The following is a 17,319-nucleotide window of genomic DNA, read 5'->3' as shown; positions in this document are numbered from 1 at the left end:
AGCAGCAGTGCTGGCAGGGGAACTTACCTCTTTTACTCCCCTACCATCCACCCGATATTAATTTAGTACAAATTTTGTGTAATCAAATTGACATTATTATATTTGTGAATCGCTAACCGACAATACACCTCATATTAAATTGCTATTTTTTATAAATGTAGATGGCAAATTAATTGGTTGCAAAAAAATGAATGTTCATTTTGATGAAAGGGCTGTATTGAATGAGCTAAAAGCGGGAAGCGAAGCGGCTTTCGAAAAAATTTATTTACATTTTTGGGAGTCTTTATTCAACCACACCTACCAACGGATTAAGGACGAAGATGAAGTCAAAGAATTAATCCAGGATTTATTTGCGGAATTGTGGCAAAAACGACATACATTAGCTATTCATACGTCATTAAGCGCCTATTTGCATACCGCCATTCGTTACAAATTATTTAAGTATACCAAGTCGAAAATTGCCCGGGAGAAATACGCGGACAAATACCCTCATCCCGATTCAACCAACGCTACGGGCGACACGCTGGAGTATCATGAGCTAAACCAAGCCTTCGAAAATGCCCTTGCTTCCTTGCCGTTGCAACCGCGCCGGGTTTTCGAATTAAAATACTACCACGACATGAGCTATTTGGAAATCGCAAATTCTTTACAAATATCTATAAGTACCGTTGAAAAACACATGATTAAGGCGCTGAAGTGCATCCGGAAGCGGATAAAACGATTCACGTCCCAATGAACAAAGGTCGGCATCGACCCAAATCGACTACTTAAAGCCCGTTGTGGCAATCAATTTTTCCATAATTCATGGATATCACAAAATTTAGCCCTACCTTAGCGGTTACAAAATAGAGGTATTGTTATGTTGAGTATAATATTCGCCTTCCTGAACATCGGAACAAGTGAGATGATGCTTATCGTGTTTGCAGCGTTGTTGTTGTTCGGTGGCAAGAAATTACCGGAGTTGGCAAGGGGATTGGGCAGGGGTATCCGTGAGTTTAAAGATGCGTCAGAAAGCATCAAGCGCGATATCAGCGATCAAATCAATAATTTTGAGAAAGATATTGAAGTAAAGGATGTGATCGTGGAAGATGAGCCGAAAAAACTAAATGAAAGTAACCCGTCTGCCCCAGCGGGCACCTACCAGCACAATCCCGGCCGAGAGCCCGACTATTACGGCAGCCAAGGCCCTTACTACAACGATAGCGACTACCAAGCGGTAGACAAGGATTCTCCCAATCCGGAAAACGGGAACTTGGAAGAAGGTAATTCATCTACAACAACCACTACAATAAGCGACGAGAAAAACACATGAATGTAGTGCTATTGACCTACCAATAAAGCCGCTAGTCTTCCCGATCATTACGTATAAATGACCCACGAAATACGCATTTCAAAGGAACTTGCTTTGTCTGAACGGCAGGTAAGTACCACCATAGCCCTACTTGATGAAGGAGCAACCGTCCCCTTTATTTCCCGTTACCGCAAAGAATTGACGGGTAGCTTAGATGAGGTACAGATCACCAACATCCGCGACAGACTTCAGCAATTGCGTGAATTGGATAAACGCAGGGAGGTCATCCTCAAGTCGTTGGCAGACCAGGGTAAATTGACGCCAGATCTGGAAAAACTAGTGAATGGGGCCGAAACCATGGCCAACCTGGAAGACATCTACCTTCCCTACAAGCCGAAACGGAGAACACGGGCAAGCATAGCGCGAGAAAAAGGACTTGAACCGCTTGCGCTGCTCATCCTTGAGCAAAGGGAAATGGATATCCGCCTAGCGGCGGAAACTTTCATCGCTACCGATAAGGGAATAAACGATGCGGAAGAAGCACTCGCTGGTGCCCGCGACATTATTGCCGAAATCATTGCCGAGGATGCATCCATTAGGGCGCAAACCCGGAAGGTTTTCCTTGAAAAGGGGCAATTTGTCTCCCGGGTCGTGCCTGGCAAAGAGGAAGCGGCACTTAAATACAAGGATTATTACGAATGGTCCGAACCGTTGAAAACGGCACCATCCCATCGCATCCTCGCGATGCGCCGCGGGGAAAAAGAAGAAATGCTTTACCTTGACATCGAAATACCTGAAAGTGAAGTGTTGCCGCTTTTGGATAATGCTTACATAACAGGTGCGGGAGCGGCCAGTGCGCAGGTGCGTATCGCCATGCTTGATGGATACAAGCGATTACTTAAACCATCCATGGAAACGGAAGTACGCATGCTTACCCGCCAACGGGCTGATGAGGAAGCGATACGCGTGTTTGCGGAAAATGCGCGGCAACTGTTGCTCGCCGCACCATTGGGCCAAAAACGAGTGATGGCTATTGACCCCGGGTTTCGTACCGGGTGTAAAACAGTATGCCTCGACGAGCAAGGTGCATTACTTGAGAATACGGCCATATTTCCCCATAACGGTGCGGCAAAAACCGAAGAAGCGGCAAAAACCCTTCGTTACCTGATTGAAAAACACCAAATACACGCCATAGCCATCGGCAATGGTACTGCCGGACGCGAAACAGAGGATTTTGTACGCAAGCTGTCATTCCCTGAAGTAATCATTGTGATGGTCAACGAAAGCGGTGCTTCGATTTATTCGGCATCCGAGGTGGCTCGCGAGGAGTTTTCGGATTATGACATCACGGTTCGTGGTGCCGTATCCATCGGGCGCAGGTTGATGGATCCCTTGGCGGAACTTGTCAAAATCGACCCAAAATCCATCGGCGTGGGGCAATACCAGCATGATGTGGATCAAACGAAGCTCCAGTCTGCACTGGATGACACAGTAATCAGTTGTGTCAATGCGGTAGGTGTAGAACTCAATACGGCATCCAAACAAATATTGGCATATATCTCCGGTTTAGGTCCCTCACTTGCCCAGCAAATCGTCAACTACCGCAATACACACGGTGCTTTCAAAAACAGGGAATCGCTGAAAGCCGTACCCCGTTTAGGCGAAAAAGCGTACGAGCAAGCTGCTGGCTTCCTCCGGATACGGAATGCTGGAAATCCGCTTGACGCCAGCGCGGTGCACCCCGAACGGTATAGTTTGGTGCAGCAGATGGCAGCCGACCTGGGTTGCCATGTAGCCGATTTACTCCGCGACGAAAAACTGCGCAAGCAAATCGATTTAAAACGATACCTGAGCGATAGTGTGGGCATGCCCACCCTTCAAGATATTTTGGCCGAGTTGGCCAAGCCGGGCCGTGACCCCCGCGAGCAATTTGAACAGTTTTCTTTTACCGAAGGTGTTAATAGCGTTGCGGATCTACGCACGGGCATGCGACTACCCGGTATCGTCACCAACATCACGAATTTCGGTGCTTTTGTAGATATCGGTGTACACCAGGATGGTCTTGTACACTTAAGCCAATTGGCCAACCGCTATGTGAAAGACCCTAATGAAGTGGTGAAGGTACAGCAGAAAGTGATGGTGACCGTAACGGAGGTCGATGAGAAACGCAACCGGATCAGCCTATCGATGAAGACAGCGGAAGAGCCCGCTGCAACCACGAAAAAACAGCATGGACACCACAAGGCACGCAAAACAGAACGGTCGAATAAAGGAGAGGGCGATATGGCATCCAAATTAGCAGCGTTGAAGAGCAAGTTCGGTTCTTAACCAAACAAATCACTCGACAGGTAGCGATCGCCCCTATCGCAGGCTATGAATACGATGAGCCCCTCATCCAGTTCTTGCGCCAAGCGTGCCGCACAAGCCATGGCGCCTCCGGTACTCATGCCTACAAATAAGCCTTCCTCTTTAGCCAGTCTCCGGGTCATTTCAGTCGCTTCGGATTGGGATACATCCAGTACGCGATCTACCCGTTGCGGATCATAAATTTTGGGTAAATATTCCGTAGGCCATCTACGTATGCCTGGGATGGATGATTCTTCCGTGGGCTGGCATCCAATTACTTGTACAGCGGGATTTTGCTCCTTTAAAAACATCGAATTGCCCATGATACTGCCTGTGGTGCCCATGGCGCTGACAAAATGGGTAATTTGCCCGGCTGTATCTCGCCAAATCTCGGGTCCGGTTGTTTTGTAATGAGCCAAGTAATTATCCGGATTAGCAAATTGATTGAGAATGAAGTAATCGCCCTGCTTGCCTTTTTCCTCCGCATAATCCCGGCAAACTTCAATGGATTCCAATAGCGTGACTTTTGCACCGAATGCCTCCATGGTAAGCGTACGCTCCCTCGTGGAGCTTGCGGGCATGACCAGTTCAATATCCAAACCATATATGCGTGCAATCATGGCCAATGCAATACCCGTATTGCCGCTGGTTGCCTCAATTAAGCGCATACCCGGCTTGACATCTCCACGCTCCATCGCGCTACGGATCATATTGAGCGCAGCCCTGTCCTTTACGCTTCCACCCGGATTATTGCCTTCCAATTTGGCGTATAGCTTCACTTTGGGATTAGGGTTTAGCTGATTGATTTCCACTAAGGGTGTATTTCCCACACAATCGATTAATGTCCGCATAAATTCAATGTGTTGCTTTTGAATCCACAATTTTCACCGTCGGCTGATGGTACACCGTAGAATAGGGTGGAATGCTGGAGGTCAACCACACGTTGCCACCGATGACGCTATCATGGCCAATGACTGTATCGCCCCCCAAAATGGTTGCCCCGGCATAGATAATCACGTGATCTTCGATGGTAGGGTGCCTTTTTGTATTGGCCAATAGCTTCTCTACGCTCATCGCACCTAATGTAACCCCTTGGTAGATTTTTACGTGGCTGCCAATCACTGCTGTCTCGCCGACGACTACGCCCGTACCGTGGTCTATACAAAAATACGCACCGATGACGGCAGCAGGGTGGATATCGATACCGGTTTTCGAATGGCCATGCTCGGTAAGTATCCGTGGCAACAGCGGTACCTCCAAGGTCATCAATCGATGTGCAAACCGGTATAACGCAATAGCCAAAAACCCCGGATAGGTGCGAATAACTTCAAATTCACTGGTCGCGGCAGGATCACCTTCATAAATAGCCGAAGCATCGGAATACATCATCCGGCGCAATTCAGGCATCCTATTATAAAACTCCTTGGCAATCAACCCATTGTTGCAATCTTCACACGCTTTAGTTCGATTAAGAATATTGAGCAATACGTGTTCGGAATGGGCAAACTGTTCTTCGATCTGCGCAAGGGTACGATCGGGATGCGTCTGCCGCTCGGGGAATAACAAGTCCAGCAGGTCAAGCGCCCATGCCGCAATGGTGCCGTTGGGCGGCACATCGGCTATCTCCTGCTGCTTATGATAAAGCTGCTTAAAAAACTCGTCGTTCATCGTTTGTTGTTGTTACCTACTAAGGACGCAAATTATTTGTATGTTGGCAACATTATCGTTCAATTATTACAACAATTTAACCTGACGTAGGTATTTACTGTCATTAACCACCGCAGTTTTTATTCCGGCGGGTTCGCGAATACCGTGCATTTTAGCTATGTTTGCAGCCTAACCTTAAAATAGGCATAGAAACAATACACGATGAAGTTACTTGAAGGAAAAACCGCTTTGGTCACCGGGGCATCCAAAGGAATTGGCAAGAAGATAGCCGAAAAATTTGCCGAACAGGGGGCAAACGTAGCATTCACTTACCTGTCTTCCATCGAAAAGGGAGAAGCATTGGAAAAGGAGTTACAGGCAAGTGGTACTAGGATAAAAGGATATCGTTCGGATGCCTCCAAATTTGACGAAGCCGAAAAACTTATCAACGACATCATATCGGATTTCGGCACGCTTGATATCGTGGTCAACAATGCGGGGATTACCAAAGATGGCCTCTTGTTGCGAATGACCGAGGAACAATGGGATGACGTGATCGATGTCAACCTAAAATCGGTCTTCAACGTCACGAAAGCGGCCAGCAAGATCATGATGAAAAGCCGAAAAGGTGTGTTTATCAACATGAGCTCTGTCGTAGGCGTACAGGGTAATGCCGGGCAGGCCAACTATGCGGCTTCCAAAGCTGGTATTATTGGTTTTTCCAAGTCGATCGCGAAAGAATTGGGATCACGGAATATACGTACCAACGTCATCACCCCCGGATTTATCCGTACCGAAATGACGGACGTGTTGGATCCTAAAGTCGTGGAAGGCTGGGAACAAAACATCCCACTGAAACGGGCGGGAGAGACGGAAGATGTGGCCAATGCTTGTTTATTCCTTGCCTCGGATCTGGCCTCCTACGTCAATGGACAAGTGTTGTCGGTATGTGGCGGGATGTTATAGCCGATAAAACGTTATCTTTGTTGAGATGGATACAGCAAAGACCCTTCCCCTGGATGATATTTTCGCCATAGGGAGTCCCCGGGATTTCGAGGAAACCTGCTTAACGGTATTCGCTTTCCAGGCACAGCATTGTGCGGTGTATCGCGAATACCTGACACTCATCAAGCAAAAACACGAAGCAATACACCGCGTAGAAGACATCCCTTTCCTACCCATTGAGTTTTTTAAGCAGCACAAAATCATGTCAATAGCCCTGGATCCGCAAATTGTCTTCAGCAGCTCGGGTACGACGGGGAGTGTACAAAGCAAGCACTATGTAGCTGATGTATCGGTTTATGAACGGAGCTTCCGGCAGGCATTTATGCAACGCTATGGCAATCCCAGGGATTTGGCAATACTGGCGCTCCTTCCCTCCTACGCCGAGCGTGAAGGATCTTCGCTTATCTACATGGTGGATGATCTGATCCGTGAAAGCAAACATCCACTAAGTGGATATTTCCTTTATGACCACGAAGAGCTGTTCCATGCGTTAAACGAGCTGAAGGCAAGCGGCACAAAAACACTACTCATCGGCGTCACCTTTGCACTACTGGATTTTGTAGAAACTTATCAGGTAGATTTTCCAGAGCTGATTGTCATGGAGACCGGAGGCATGAAGGGAAGGAAGCAAGAAATGATTCGTGAAGAGGTGCACGAAAAACTACGTGCGGGATTTAATATACCGTGCGTCCATTCAGAATATGGCATGACCGAACTTTTGTCACAGGCCTATTCGACGGGACATGGCTTGTTTAGTTGCCCGCCTTGGATGAACATCATTATCAGGGATACCGAAGACCCTTTTGGTACCGTTCCAGCAGGGCTAACGGGAGCCATTAATGTCATTGACTTGGCAAACGTTTATTCGTGTGCGTTTATTGCCACACAAGACCTTGGAAAGGTACAGCCAAATGGCAATTTTGAAGTATTGGGACGTTTTGACAACAGCGACATCCGAGGCTGCAACCTTCTGTTGTCTGAATGAACTGTCATACGGCACTTGCCTATCCGGCAATAAAAAAAGCCCTGCAGACGCAAGGCTTCCTATGATCTATTTATCTTCCGGTTGGTTAGTTAAAACGAAAAATCGTCTTTCGATTCCGCATCTTCAGTTATTCCCACACCATTATTTTCAAACCCTGGTTCATAACGCTTTTCAACGACGTCTTGATGAGCTTTGATATAATCAACCACTTCATTCAACCCTTCTGCAAATTTCTCAAAATCCTCTTTATATAAGAAAATCTTATGCTTGATAAACACACCGTCCTCAAACCGCTTCTTACTTTCAGTAACGGTAATATAATAGTCGTTCGAACGGGTCGCCTTTACATCGAAAAAATAAGTCCGCTTACCAGCCCTTACCTTTTTTGAAAAAACCTCTTCACGCTCTTTGTTGTCAAAATCTCCCATTGTTAAGCTTTTAATTTTTTATTCTCAGAATCGGGATAAATATAAAAGAATTTAGTCGATTAATACAAATGTTTGCCATAAATTGTAAAAAATATTTTTTTCCGCTGGAAATATACTGCCGATGTAGCAAAAGGTATCGGCATTTACCGGAATAAAACGGTCATTCACCGAAAAAAAAATGACCATTGCCTAATCCTTGTTGCATAAGGCGTTTATTCGATATACCTTTGGATTATTGTTTGAAAACATGTTGAGTCATATAAATAAAGATTTTAATAACACGTTATGAATAAGCAGCATTATCCGACACGTAATAACACCAATTCAGGAAGAATGTGGGCGGGGATTATCATCTTGGGAATCGGTGCAACGTTACTTGCCGGAAAACTGGGGTTAGACTGGATTTTCCCATCTTGGTTATTCAGCTGGCACAACCTGTGGCCCGTCATATTCATCGCTATAGGCTTGATCATTGGCGGCAATTCCAATTTCCGAAACCCCGCATCGCTGTTTTTCATCTGCTTTGGCGGCTTCATGTTGCTCAAACGGATGTTTGATTTCAATATCGGCCCGTTCATATGGCCCATGATCATTATTGGCATTGGCTTATGGTTGTTGTTTGGACGGGGAAAGTCTGGATCGCCTACGCGGGGACCAAGCGGCGGCAGCAGATTCTACACGAAATCGCCGAACGCGAATGAGCCTTATGAATGGAACAAACGCGTAGCGGACGAAACGGATAGCCCTGCCTCCAGCGGGGCTGCCGCATTTAATGAAACCGAGGCAGCGGATATTCACCAAGGCCCGCCATCCGGCGATGATTACCTGAAATCGACCACCATTTTCAGCGAGGTTAAGAAAACAATAATTTCCAAGCGCTTTCAGGGCGGCGAGCTTGTCAATATTTTCGGCGGTACGGACATCAATCTTATCCAAGCTGATATACACCACCCGATTGTCATCGACGTCTTTCAGCTATTTGCGGGCACCAAAATCATTGTGCCTTCTCATTGGAAAATCCAATCCGAGGTGGTGTCTGTGTTTGGCGAAGTAGACGATAGAAGATTTACGCAAGGTATCCCCTACGATGAGCAAAAGGTTGTGTACATCAAGGGAACTTCGATATTTGGAGGAATCACCATTAAAAATATCTAATCAAAGAGCGAGACCACAAATTTACGAATGCCAACAAACACAAACGTAGTGAGTGCTACACCGTATACTGCATCCAAGCAAAGGCTAATAAATATCAGCTGTTTTATTATCTGGGTAGCTTATGCGCTTATCCAAACCGCATTGCTATGGTGGTTTGACGTAGATTTTAACCTTGCTTTGAATGATAGTTTGGTCAGCGCCACCATCATTACATTATGCTGTTATGTCATTGCCAATGCATTAAATCACTACTCCCCGAGAAGAAAAGGATACTTCTACATCGTGGTGTGGGGATTAGTGTTGGCCATTATCAGTATATCTGCGGACCGATGGATCCTTCAATATGTCTTGAACGATAAGACCTACCTTGATCGCCTGGATGTCTCCCTACCGTTACGCTTTTTCATCCATGCGCTATTGATCGCCTGGATGGCTGTCATCAATATTCTATGGAATATCCAACAGGAGTATAAAGAAAACGAACAACGCAAAGCGGATGCCGAACGGCTTGCCCGCGAAGCCGAATTGTACAACCTACGCCAGCAATTGCAACCCCATTTCTTATTCAACAGCTTAAATTCCATCATCGCCCTTATTGGTCGTAAGCCGGATGAGGCGAGAAACATGACCTTCCAGCTATCGGATTTTCTCAGGGGGACATTGCGCAAGGATGATCAGCAACTTATCGCATTAAAAGATGAGCTCGAACACCTGCAGCTCTACTTGGAAATCGAGAAGGTCCGCTTTGGCCACCGCCTAGAGACCCAGGTCGACTACGACACGGAATGCCTGGCCATGACCCTGCCCGCCATGATCATGCAACCGCTGGTGGAAAATGCCATTAAATACGGCCTGTATGACACTACGGAGAAAGTGACGATTAGCATTGCCTGTACGTGCAGCGATCGCTTGCTGGAAATACAAATTGAAAACCCTTATGACAGCCAGAGCAACAAAATCAAACGGGGAACAGGTTTTGGACTCCGGGGGGTACAACGTCGCCTATTTTTGTTATTTGGGCGTACGGATTTGTTGGAAACTAAAGCAACAACACATATCTTTACCAGCATAATCAAGATTCCCCAACTATGATTAAGGCGGTATTGGTAGATGATGAACCTTTGGCACGGAGTATGGTAGCGGAGTACCTCGAAAGTTATCCGCAGGTGGATGTCGTCGCGGAATGCAACGATGGGTTCGAAGGTGCCAAAGCCATTATGCAATATCAGCCGGATATCGTGTTTCTGGATATCCAAATGCCCAAAATCAATGGGTTTGAGATGCTGGAAATCATTGACAAGCAGCCCGCCGTCATTTTCACTACGGCTTTTGATGAATATGCGATCCGCGCGTTCGAACAACACGCCGTGGATTACCTCCTAAAGCCCATCACCAAAGCAAGGTTTGATCAGGCAATGACCAAATTCCTTGATGCCCGGCAGGCAGAAACCGGCAAAGAGAATACACGAAAGCTACTGGACAATGCGGCACATACATCGGGGAAGCTGGAACGGGTGGTTGTAAAAACGGGCACTAAAATTAAAATTATTCCGGTAAGCAGCATCGTTTGCCTGGAAGCGGATGATGATTATGTAAAAATCCATACCGATGAGGGCACCTTCCTGAAGAATAAAACCATGGCTTCGTTTGAAGAACAACTCGATCCGCTTCACTTCGTCCGCATCCACCGCTCCTTCATCGTCAAGGTCGACCACATTGCCCGCTTGGAACCTCATGAAAAAGATGGCCATATCGCCGTCCTATCCAACGGCAAAAGCGTCAATGTGAGCAAAACCGGCTATGCGCGCTTAAAACAATTATTAGGAATGTAGTTTGGTTTCACGTAATTTTGCCGAATGTTTGGAACCATGAACAGAATTGTCTGCGCCTTAATCTTATTATTGCCTGTATTTTCAGTTATTGCCCAAGAAGAAAATGAGCAGCGTATCAACCAAGCTGTTTTCAATAAAATAGAGTACCATTTCAACTTGCAGGAAACCGATTCCATCTATGCGTTGACCAGTCCTAAATTTAAGCAATCGCTTTCACTTCAGGCATTCCAAACCGTGATGGCCCAACAGCTTTATCCCTTGGGGCAGATTCAATCGGCCGAACTGAAAAGTTATGAAAAAAACCTGGGCATCTACAAACTGAATTTCCTCAGCACGCCGCTGCAAGTGGTCTTAGGACTTGACAGCGTCCATCGGGTTGAAACCTTTCTATTCCAGCCTTATGCCGGCGATCCGGCCCCGGAGAAAACGGAACCTGTACCGTCATCCAACGTTGCTGCGTCAAACGTTGACAGACACGTAGATTCCATCGCATTGGGTTATAGCCGCAAAGGGCATACACATGCACTTGCCATAGGGATCATCAATGCCGGGAAAACCAGCAGTTATTACTATGGCGAAACGGAAAAAGGCAACAAACAGCTCCCCGATGAAAACACCTTGTTTGAAATTGGGTCGATTAGCAAAACATTTACGGCTACATTGCTTGCATACCTGGATCAGACGCAACAACTCAGCATTGATGATACCATTACGAAGTTCCTGCCTGATTCGGTGGCTGCAAACACCGATCTGCAACGCATCACGCTCAAGCAGTTGGCCAACCATACTTCCGGATTGCCCCGTATGCCCGCAAACATCGATTCCACGGCAGCGGCCCACCCTTTGGATCCCTATCAAGGCTATACCAAAGAACACCTATACGCCTACTTAGAAAACTATGAAGCGGATATACCACCGGACTCCATTTATCAATATAGCAACCTGGGCTTCGGCTTATTGGGCGACATTCTTTCAACCCAGTATGGGAAGCCTTATGACACCATGGTGCAGGAGGTTATTTGCCAGCCATTAGGCCTACATAATACCACTGAGCACCCCAATGCGGAAACGCAGTATGTTGCAAAAGTATACAACCAGAAGGGCGAAGAAACACCATTGTGGACGTTCGACGCCTTTACCGCACACGGATCACTGAAATCCACCGTACCGGATTTACTCAACTATGCAAAAGCCCATTTCAAGTTGCCTGAAAGCGATTTGGAACACGCCCTGGCACTTACCCGACAATTTACGTACTTCAACCCGCCGGATACCGATATTGGCCTGGCATGGCACATGAACTTGGTTGGCGATGAACTGATTTACTGGCACAATGGCGGCACATTCGGCAGCAGCAGCTACATGGCTTTTACTCCCGACAAAAAAATTGCAATCGTCGTGCTCTCCAACACAGCGGAATCCGTTGACGCCATCGGCCTGGCCATCCTAAATTCCATCTTGGCGGCCCAATAACCTTGTTTGTATCGATTCCGTTGCATCGCGCGTCTTGCAAACAGAATTAATACATTTGTCTACCAAAAGTTGTATGCCATGAAACGGTTTTTTCTACTCTTCCTAATCTGCTATGGGCCAGGTGTTGCCGCCCAGCAAACTGCCTTTGAACGCGACAGCAATACTACGGCTACCTATGAAGAAGTGGTGGCGTTCTATCAAACCCTTGATAGGCAATATGCCTCGTGTACGTTGTTGACCTGTGGCCCCACGGATTCCGGCAGGCCATTGCACCTGTTTGTCATGGCCAAAGACGGGCAATTTGACCCGCAACAAATACATCAACAGGATAAAACCGTCATCCTCATCAACAACGGCATCCACCCCGGAGAACCAGAAGGCATCGATGCAGCAATGATGCTCGCACGCGATCTGCTTGCACAAAACAAACTGCCTGAAAATGCCGTGCTGTGCATCATTCCGGTATATAACATCGACGGGATGCTCAACCGCGGCACATCCCGTGCCAACCAAAACGGCCCCGAATCCTACGGCTTCCGTGGCAACGCCCGCAATTACGACCTCAACCGGGACTTTATCAAGACCGATTCCCGCAATTCCCATTCATTCCAGGAAATCTTCCACACCTGGCAGCCCGACATCTTCATGGATACCCATACCAGCAATGGAGCCGATTATCAGTATATCATGACGCTCATCGATACGCAGGTAGACAAACTGCATCCGGCTGTGCAACATACGGCATCGGCATTCACTGCTGAATTGTATGCGCGCATGGAAAAAAGCGGCTATGGAATGGTGCCTTATGTGAGTTTTCGCGGACGTTCACCCGAATCGGGCTTGGTGTCTTTCTATGAAAGCCCACGTTACTCCACAGGATACGCTTCCTTGCACCATACCTTCGGCTATATGCCAGAAACGCATATGTGGAAACCTTACCCCCAGCGCGTATGGTCGACATATACCCTGTTAAACCATTTCATTGTGCTGGCTGATGAACGGGCGGCAGAAATCCACGCGCAACGCAAGCAAGCCCGGGAACAATCCAAAACCCAACAACAATTTGTACTGACCTGGCAATTGGATACCACACAATACGAACACATTGCGTTTAAGGGATATGAATCCGGCGAAAAACCAAGCGACGTAAGTGGTTTCCCACGCCAGTACTACGACAGAAGCAAGCCTTTCACCAAAGACATTCCTTATTATAACCACTATAAAGCCGGACTGACCGTAGAAAAGCCCTATGCCTACATCATCCCGCAGGCATGGCAAAACGTTGTTGATTTGCTAACGCTCAACGGTATCCAAGTAAACCAATTGGAAAAGGATACTATCCTTACACTGCAACTATACTACATCGAGGATTATCAAACGGGGCGTGCTCCTTATGAAGGACATTACCTGCATAGCAATGTGAAGTTGCGAGTGGAGGTCATGCCCATCCAATGCTACAAGGGCGATTACCTCATCATCACTGACCAGCCTGGCAACCGATACCTTGTCGAAGCGCTGGAGCCACAAGCCGCTGATTCTTACTTCAGCTGGAATTTCTTTGACAGTATCCTTAGCCAAAAGGAGCATTTTTCGGCATATATCTTTGAAGACGAAGCCTACCGCATGCTGAACGAAGATACGGAATTGAAGCGGCAGTTTGAGGCAGCAAAAGCGGCGGATGAGCACCTGCGCAGCGATGGCCGGGCTCAACTGGAATGGATTTACAAGCGCTCACCGTATTATGAACAAACATACTTGCGGTATCCTATAGGACGATTGCTAAAGCGATGATACCATAAACGGGTGAGCCGCGTTAAAGTTAAACCTCCTTCCGTAGGATTTCTAAGGGTGGACGTAAGGTAATACCCCGGCTATTGATCAGCCCTACAAATACGGTAAGGGAGGCGATAACCAGCATGATTAGCAGCATCATGAAGATATCGGGCACAAACGTTACCTCGAAACTGAACACGGCCAGCGCCCAGCTTCCGCCCAGTGCCAGCAGTACCCCGGTAAAGGATGCAATCATACCCAAGAAGAAGTATTCCAAGGCTGTAATGACCAGTATCTGCCGCCTGGAAGCACCCATCGTGCGCAACAGCACACTCTCCCTGATTCGCTGGTATTTGCTTATCATCACGGAGGCGATGAGCACGACAAATCCGGTAAGTATGCTGAATCCGCCCATGAAGCGGATGACGAAACCAATCTTGTCAAGGATTTCATCCAGCACCGATAAAATCAGGCCCAAATCAATAATGGAGACATTGGGAAACTGCTGCACCATCGCCTGTTGCATTTTTGCCGATACCGCCTCATCCGGCACACGAGTCATCAGCACATGAAATTGTGGGGCATTGTCAATTACTCCCATGGGGAATATCAGCCTGAAATTAGTCTGCACGCGGTTCCAATCGACCTCCCGGAAGCTGCCCACAATAGCCGGTATGCGTACCCCCTGTACATTAAACAACAGTTTATCTCCAATATCTACGCGGATGCGGCGCGCATAATCCGCTTCAAGTGATACCCGTGCCGTATCACCCTTGGCGGTTTGACCCTGCCATTCACCCGAGGTAATCTTTTCCGAATCACTTAGCTCCGCACGATAGGTTGCCCGGAGCTCACCTCCCAAGGCCCTTCGGGATACCTGGATAGTGCTGTCTTTCCGGGCATCGTCTGCCGTAATGCCATTGATAGCTTCCAACTGAACCGTCACAATAGGCACCTCGTCAACTATCGGCATCCCCTGTGCCTTCACCAGCTCGACCACATCTGCTTTTTGCGAGGACTGAATGTCAAACAATACCATATTGGGTTGGTTTTCACTCGCCGATAATGACACGCGTGTCATCAGCATGCTCTGCACAAAAAATAGGGTAGCGATAAACGCGGTGCCCAAGCCGATAGCCACGACAAGGATGGCGGTTTGATTGTTGGGACGAAACAGATTAGAAAGCCCCTGCCGCCATAAATAACTCCACGAGGCTGGGAAAAACCGCTTAACCAACCAAATCAGCAGGTTAGCCGCCATATACAAGATCCCAAAAGCCAGGGCTACGCCACCCGTGAACAACAGGGTTTCCACGGCACCATCCAATTGTAGGTAAGCATAACCAAAAATGAACAGCCCAATCAAGCCATATACGACCCAGCTCCACTTATCTTTAATGGGGCTGGGAGCATCCAGCGATAACCGTAAGGTATTTAGTGGAGCAATATTACGGATACCTACCAAGGGCAGGAGCGCAAAAAGGACGGCTATCCACACCCCCAAACCAATTCCCTGTGCGATCGCGCCCCAGGAGATATCGCTGCTGATGGCCACGGGAACAAAATCCCTAAACACCACAGGCAAAAACTGCTGAATCAGCGTGCCCAGCAACGCTCCCATGATCGAACCGACAAATCCAACACCAAGCACTTGCACCAAGTAAATCAGGAATGCCTGCCGCGCACTCGCGCCCAAGCAACGCAATATGGCGATGCTATTCAACTTTTCTTTGATGTAGATGTGTATTGCACTGGAAACACCTATGCATCCCAGCAAAAGGGCAATAAAACCGACCAAAGACAGAAATTTATTCAGATCCGAAAACGATCGACCGGTTTCCTGCTTACGCGATGCGATGGTATCGTAGCCAATACGATGCACTTCCAACAGGGAGTCTATTCCCGCCGCGATGGCATCGGCATCCAATCCACCGTTTAAGTGGAAATAATAGTCATAATTAATCCGGCTGCCTTTTTGGGCAAGGCCTGTAGCTGGAAGGTATTCCAGCGGGATAAATACCGCCGGAGCTACCGTAGCAGCTATTCCACTTTGCCCGGGAGCCTGCTCAAGCCGCCCTGCAATTTCAAAGGTCATCTCACCAACTTTAACCGAATCACCCACTTCTGCATCAAATTGCAGCATCAAGGTTTTGTCGACCAGGGCCTGCTTATGATTCCGGAAACTGGTACCGGCGCTTTCCGGTACGGTTTCCAACTGCCCGTAGTAGGGAAAGCCATCGCCCAATGCGCGTACTTCCACCAGTCGAGTACCACCATTGCTGGTAAACAGTACCATGGACGCAAAACTTTGTTCTTCGGAATAACCTTGGCTCAAACTGCGGACAGAATCCACAAGCTGCTGCGCTTCTTCGGCAAGCTCACGATTGCTGTGCAGCACCAAATCGGCCCCTACCAAGGTAGCCGCCTGATTGTCAATGTCCTTCTCGAGGTTATCACCAAAAGAATATATTGCGACCAAGGCTGCAATCCCAATAATGATGGATGAAATGAAAAGCAACAGCCGTGAGCGGTTCCGACGGCTATCACGCCAAGCCATGCGGACAATCCAGCCCATGGCGATCCTGTTTTGTGTTGGCTGCATGGCTATAAAGCGTTGTCCTGTACAAGGGTATCCGATACGACTTCACCACCTTTCATGCGAATGACACGCTGCGTCTTGGCGGCCAAATCCAAATCATGGGTAACCAGTATCAGCGTCGTGCCCATTTCCTTATTGAGATTAAACAATAAATGCTCGATTGTTTCACTGGTATCTGCATCCAAATTGCCGGTCGGCTCGTCAGCAAAAAGAATTTTTGGCGAATTGGAAAATGCCCGTGCTATAGAGACCCGCTGTTGTTCACCACCCGACAATTGCAGTGGATAATGATGACCCCTATTCGCTAGGCCTACCCTATCCAATAGTTCAAGCGCCGTAGCTTTACTATTTCGCTCACCGCGCAATTCCAAGGGAACCATGACGTTTTCCAAAGCAGTCAACGTGGGCAGTAATTGGAAATTCTGGAATACAAATCCCACATGTTGGTTGCGTACCCTAGCTCGCTCGTCTTCACTGAGATCATCCAAGGGGATGCCATTTAGAACGATACTTCCGGTGCTCACCCTATCCAGCCCTGCACACAACCCCAACAGGGTGGTCTTGCCGCTGCCCGAAGGGCCAACAATAGCAATGATCGAACCCGCTTCGACTTCAAAATTGATAGCTTGCAAAACGGTAAGGGAATCCCCCCCGCTTTGGTAGGTCTTGCTGACCGCCTTTACATTTAAAATAACACTCACGTAGCTGCTAATTAATTCAATATTCTCGATAAAAATAAACGATCCAACACCATAATGGGAAGCGATCTCCTAAAACAAAACCAA

Annotated in this window: 14 protein-coding genes and 1 pseudogene; 10 read left to right on the top strand and 5 right to left on the bottom strand. The window is 47.6% G+C overall.

Features of this window, described 5'->3' with window-relative positions:
- The first annotated feature begins 187 nt into the window (after window positions 1-187).
- From BMW65_RS08525 to BMW65_RS08515, 3 genes are all read left to right on the top strand, one after another.
- The gene (locus BMW65_RS08525; RefSeq protein ID WP_143053844.1) at window positions 188-736 is read left to right on the top strand and encodes an RNA polymerase sigma factor; all 549 of its coding nucleotides are present in this window, start codon (window positions 188-190) and stop codon (window positions 734-736) included.
- 123 nt (window positions 737-859) lie between these two features.
- The gene (locus tag BMW65_RS24760) at window positions 860-1,312 is read left to right on the top strand and encodes a Sec-independent protein translocase subunit TatA/TatB (RefSeq protein WP_177181059.1); all 453 of its coding nucleotides are present in this window, start codon (window positions 860-862) and stop codon (window positions 1,310-1,312) included.
- Between the two features lie 57 nt (window positions 1,313-1,369).
- A complete protein-coding gene (locus BMW65_RS08515; RefSeq protein WP_090604585.1) occupies window positions 1,370-3,619 on the top strand; it encodes a Tex family protein in 2,250 nt (749 codons plus the stop codon).
- Here the strand turns inward: BMW65_RS08515 and cysM are convergent.
- Together cysM and BMW65_RS08505 are read right to left on the bottom strand one after the other, a co-directional pair.
- Window positions 3,616-4,488 carry a cysteine synthase CysM gene (cysM, locus tag BMW65_RS08510; protein ID WP_090604583.1) on the bottom strand — a complete coding sequence of 291 codons (873 nt, stop codon included), beginning with the start codon at window positions 4,486-4,488 and terminating at the stop codon, window positions 3,616-3,618. The genes BMW65_RS08515 and cysM overlap by 4 nt on opposite strands.
- A gap of 4 nt (window positions 4,489-4,492) precedes the next feature.
- Complete coding sequence (locus BMW65_RS08505; protein WP_090604581.1) at window positions 4,493-5,305, bottom strand: serine O-acetyltransferase; 813 nt, start codon at window positions 5,303-5,305, stop codon at window positions 4,493-4,495.
- A 201-nt stretch (window positions 5,306-5,506) separates the two neighbouring features.
- Here BMW65_RS08505 and fabG point away from each other — a divergent pair, with 201 nt between their 5' ends.
- Both fabG and BMW65_RS08495 read left to right on the top strand, forming a co-directional pair.
- On the top strand, window positions 5,507-6,250 hold the full coding sequence (gene fabG / locus BMW65_RS08500) for a 3-oxoacyl-[acyl-carrier-protein] reductase (protein WP_090604579.1): 744 nt from the start codon (window positions 5,507-5,509) through the stop codon (window positions 6,248-6,250).
- Window positions 6,251-6,275: 25 nt separating this feature from the next.
- Window positions 6,276-7,274 (top strand): LuxE/PaaK family acyltransferase, encoded by a 999-nt coding sequence (locus BMW65_RS08495; protein ID WP_090604577.1) that lies wholly within the window; start codon window positions 6,276-6,278, stop codon window positions 7,272-7,274.
- 89 nt (window positions 7,275-7,363) lie between these two features.
- On the opposite strand, the gene BMW65_RS08490 is transcribed toward BMW65_RS08495, so the two are convergent.
- Window positions 7,364-7,702: a DUF3276 family protein gene (locus tag BMW65_RS08490; protein WP_090604575.1), complete on the bottom strand. Its 339-nt coding sequence runs from the start codon at window positions 7,700-7,702 to the stop codon at window positions 7,364-7,366.
- A gap of 285 nt (window positions 7,703-7,987) precedes the next feature.
- On the opposite strand from BMW65_RS08490, the gene BMW65_RS08485 reads away from it, so the two are divergent.
- The 5 genes and pseudogenes from BMW65_RS08485 (at window position 7,988) to BMW65_RS08465 (ending at window position 13,953) form a co-directional block, all read left to right on the top strand.
- Window positions 7,988-8,857, top strand: a complete 870-nt coding sequence (locus BMW65_RS08485; protein ID WP_143053843.1) for a LiaF transmembrane domain-containing protein — start codon at window positions 7,988-7,990, stop codon at window positions 8,855-8,857.
- Between the two features lie 27 nt (window positions 8,858-8,884).
- Window positions 8,885-9,604 (top strand): annotated as a pseudogene (locus BMW65_RS08480) (sensor histidine kinase); the annotation flags it as partial.
- Between the two features lie 341 nt (window positions 9,605-9,945).
- Window positions 9,946-10,689, top strand: a complete 744-nt coding sequence (locus tag BMW65_RS08475) for a LytR/AlgR family response regulator transcription factor (RefSeq protein ID WP_090604569.1) — start codon at window positions 9,946-9,948, stop codon at window positions 10,687-10,689.
- Between the two features lie 36 nt (window positions 10,690-10,725).
- The gene (locus BMW65_RS08470) at window positions 10,726-12,162 is read left to right on the top strand and encodes a serine hydrolase domain-containing protein (RefSeq protein WP_177181058.1); all 1,437 of its coding nucleotides are present in this window, start codon (window positions 10,726-10,728) and stop codon (window positions 12,160-12,162) included.
- A gap of 78 nt (window positions 12,163-12,240) precedes the next feature.
- Window positions 12,241-13,953 (top strand): M14 family zinc carboxypeptidase, encoded by a 1,713-nt coding sequence (locus tag BMW65_RS08465; RefSeq protein WP_090604565.1) that lies wholly within the window; start codon window positions 12,241-12,243, stop codon window positions 13,951-13,953.
- A gap of 28 nt (window positions 13,954-13,981) precedes the next feature.
- On the opposite strand, the gene BMW65_RS08460 is transcribed toward BMW65_RS08465, so the two are convergent.
- Window positions 13,982-16,537, bottom strand: coding sequence for an ABC transporter permease (locus tag BMW65_RS08460; protein ID WP_090604563.1), 2,556 nt, complete (start codon window positions 16,535-16,537; stop codon window positions 13,982-13,984).
- Window positions 16,538-16,539: 2 nt separating this feature from the next.
- Window positions 16,540-17,235 (bottom strand): ABC transporter ATP-binding protein, encoded by a 696-nt coding sequence (locus tag BMW65_RS08455; protein ID WP_090604561.1) that lies wholly within the window; start codon window positions 17,233-17,235, stop codon window positions 16,540-16,542.
- Between the last annotated feature and the right edge of the window lie 84 nt (window positions 17,236-17,319).

It is taken from the genome of Parapedobacter koreensis (genome assembly GCF_900109365.1).
Classification (GTDB): Bacteria; Bacteroidota; Bacteroidia; order Sphingobacteriales; family Sphingobacteriaceae; genus Parapedobacter; species Parapedobacter koreensis.
This window is presented reverse-complemented; position numbering and strand designations above follow the sequence as displayed.